The organism is Candidatus Eisenbacteria bacterium (assembly GCA_030017955.1).
GTDB lineage: Bacteria > Eisenbacteria > RBG-16-71-46 > JASEGR01 > JASEGR01 > JASEGR01.
Genome location: JASEGR010000165.1, coordinates 1 through 2,678 on the forward strand (window position 1 = coordinate 1; position 2,678 = coordinate 2,678).

Here is a 2,678-nt window from a genome sequence, read left to right on the forward strand (position 1 = left end):
AAACTACAGATCAAATTTCGGGGAAAGTCCTGGAAAAGAGAATCCAGGCCGGGCCGACCCCCGGTCGAATTAGGTGACGTGTCCCCGAATTGAGAGAAGGAAAGAGGGCTCGCCGATATCGGTGAGCCCTCTTGACTGCTGAAAGCGAGTAATAGTTTTTACTTAAACATACTCTTGATTGCGCCCCAGGTTTTCGCCTGAACCGGAGTAACGCCCGAGAAATCGCCCACGAGGTGGTCGAGCAGGAAGTAGTTCCCTGTGTCATACACTTTGACGTAGGCAATCAGCAGGTCCGGTGGAGCATCAACTCTGAGCATTCCCATGTCAAGCGCGCCTTCATCCACACGCCTGTTTGCAGGCCCCGAGTCCATGTCAAGCAGGTTGTCATTGGCATCATAAGCCTCAAGGTACAATGCAGTGCCGCTGCAATAGGCAACCTGGAGATACGTTCCGTCCTGCTCTTCGAAGTCGATCCTGCCCCAGTTGCCCGTGGTACCAAGCCATGCCCAGCAGTAGTCGTAGTGGTTATAGTTCGCAGTATTCCAACCCATACCCAGGTTAACCGAGTACGTGTTGTAGGAACCCGTGTTTGAATCCCCGTAGAGCCAGTCTAGGCCGTTCGAATTGGTGAAGTAGATTCCGACATAGTCGCCGCCAATCGCCTGACCGTTCTTTCCAAACCCTTCCTCGAAATTAATGAAGAAAGCGTTGGAAACGGGAGCGACAGCAAAGAGAAGCAAAGCAGCAAAACCAACAAAAATAGCTAAACGCATAACCCCTCCTGGGACTGATTGTTGCGCCATGAAGCACCAAGTTGAATGCCCTGGAGGATACCCTGGAACCCAGGCAACCGATTGACCGCCTGGAGCCCCCCTTGCCCTGAAGCATCCGCCTTTTGCATCCACCTCTAAAGAACGCAGCACGAACTACACAAAAACCCCTATTTTCTCGGATCACCCCCTTCTTACAAAAACCTCCCAACCCGGGTCTCCGGGGAGGGCATCAACACACACTTCCCTCCGTCGCCGGAAACCGCATATTCGTACAAGCCTTGGCAAGATAATATCAGGAAATCCGGCCAAAGTCAACGAGTTTTTCCATGTAATTACGCCGGGGAGTTCCACCTGTAACCGGAGTTTCCCCCAACGTCTACTTTTGACTTCGACAAAATGTCTACTTTTGATTTCGACGGAACAAGACAGCGACAATTCCTTGAAGTCCGACCGTATATGTGTTAAAATAGTGCAAAAGCCTCCCCTTTCCCCTTCCGAGACATTGTTGGACGGCGCCCTTTAATGAAAAGAAAATCACTCAACTACCGCGAGCTACTTCTGGAAATTCTGCCCATCGGCAGGCTGTCGGAGGATGACCGGAAAGCCGTGCATCAGGCAGTCCTCGCCGGCAACGAGATAGAGCTGGAAAGGATCGCTTTCTTTGTCGTCGGGAAACTCCAGATGCTGGGGATACTAAGGCTTGTGAGTGCCCACGAGGAGGACGGGGAGAAGTCGTTCAAGTACAGGAACCTGCTGACTTCGGATTCAATTGTACTCAGACATGCTTCTGCTGCCCAGGAGCATGGCGTGTTGAAGATTGCCAAGCCTCTTGTCTCCGCAGTCAAGACCTCGGTCGAGCTGGTAAGAAGAATGCTTTCTGTGAGCGACAGAATCATTACAGATGACGACAGACTTCTTACCCGTTCCACAGAGGTTCTCCAGCTCATCCTGCATGCAACAAAGGAGATTCTTGCCTGCGACCATGTGGCATTCTATCCCGTCTCCAAGGGGACTGGGGAGAGCGACATCGGTGCGATTGCCACCCAGGAGCCATTTGATCCTGAAATATCTGCGGAGTGGGTGATAAAAAGGGATTACCTCATCTACTATCCTGATATCGCCGAGAGCGACTTGGCAAAGGCGGATTCCCAGATGGCCGGCTACAGGTCACTGGCGATGATAAAGGTCGGCCTGGAATCCAACGGATTTGCAGGAGTTCTGGAGGCCTGGAGCAAGGAGGCGCGCTTTTTCGACGAAGAGAAGCTTGCTCTTCTTTCTCTTGTCTCTGACTACAGCTCATCTCTTCTTGAAAGCACGTCAAAACTGCAGGAGTTCGTTTTCATTGATTCTCTGACCGGCGTGTACAATAGGAACTTCTTCAATATTCAGCTGGACAATGAAATCGCCAGAGCGCAGAGGGAGAACAATGCGATGGCTGTTTGCATAGCCGACATCGACAATTTCAAGCAGTTCAACTCCTCGTACGGCTATGAGGGAGCCAACCTGGTGCTCGGCGGCATCGCAAAACTCCTGAAGCGGGACCTGAGACCGTTTGATTTGATTGCCAGGTGGGGAGGCGAGGAATTTGCCCTGCTTCTTGCACCGCCGCTTACCCTCGAAGATGCAAAGGCAATATGCGAGAGACTAAGAAAAGCCGTTGAGTCCGAAGTTTTCCTTGTGACGGGGTTGGATGCGGCCAGCTATAAGTGCAAGGTGACCATCTCCATCGGCGGAGCCATGTTCCCTGCGGATGCAGGCACCCACGATAAACTCTGGCGGATTGCAAACCGGGCACTTATCGAGGCAAAGTCAGTAGCAGAGAAAAACACCGTCAGGTTTCACGAAGGAAGCTAGTGTGCCGTCCCAGAAATAACTTTACGAAATGCAGGGCGTTTCGTAAGGCAC

2 protein-coding genes are annotated in these 2,678 nt (G+C 51.9%); one reads left to right on the forward strand and one right to left on the reverse strand.

Annotated features, from left to right (window positions below):
* Positions 1–158: 158 nt before the first annotated feature.
* The gene (locus tag QME66_13280) at positions 159–773 is read right to left on the reverse strand and encodes a hypothetical protein (protein MDI6809919.1); all 615 of its coding nucleotides are present in this window, start codon (positions 771–773) and stop codon (positions 159–161) included.
* A gap of 522 nt (positions 774–1,295) precedes the next feature.
* Here QME66_13280 and QME66_13285 point away from each other — a divergent pair.
* A complete protein-coding gene (locus QME66_13285) occupies positions 1,296–2,627 on the forward strand; it encodes a GGDEF domain-containing protein (GenBank protein MDI6809920.1) in 1,332 nt (443 codons plus the stop codon).
* Positions 2,628–2,678 lie beyond the last annotated feature (51 nt).

Bases quoted from the DNA above. Each gene is read 5' to 3' on its own strand.
- QME66_13280 (MDI6809919.1), bottom strand. From the start codon at position 773: ATGCGTTTAGCTATTTTTGTTGGTTTTGCTGCTTTGCTTCTCTTTGCT.
- QME66_13285 (MDI6809920.1), top strand. From the start codon at position 1,296: ATGAAAAGAAAATCACTCAACTACCGCGAGCTACTTCTGGAAATTCTG.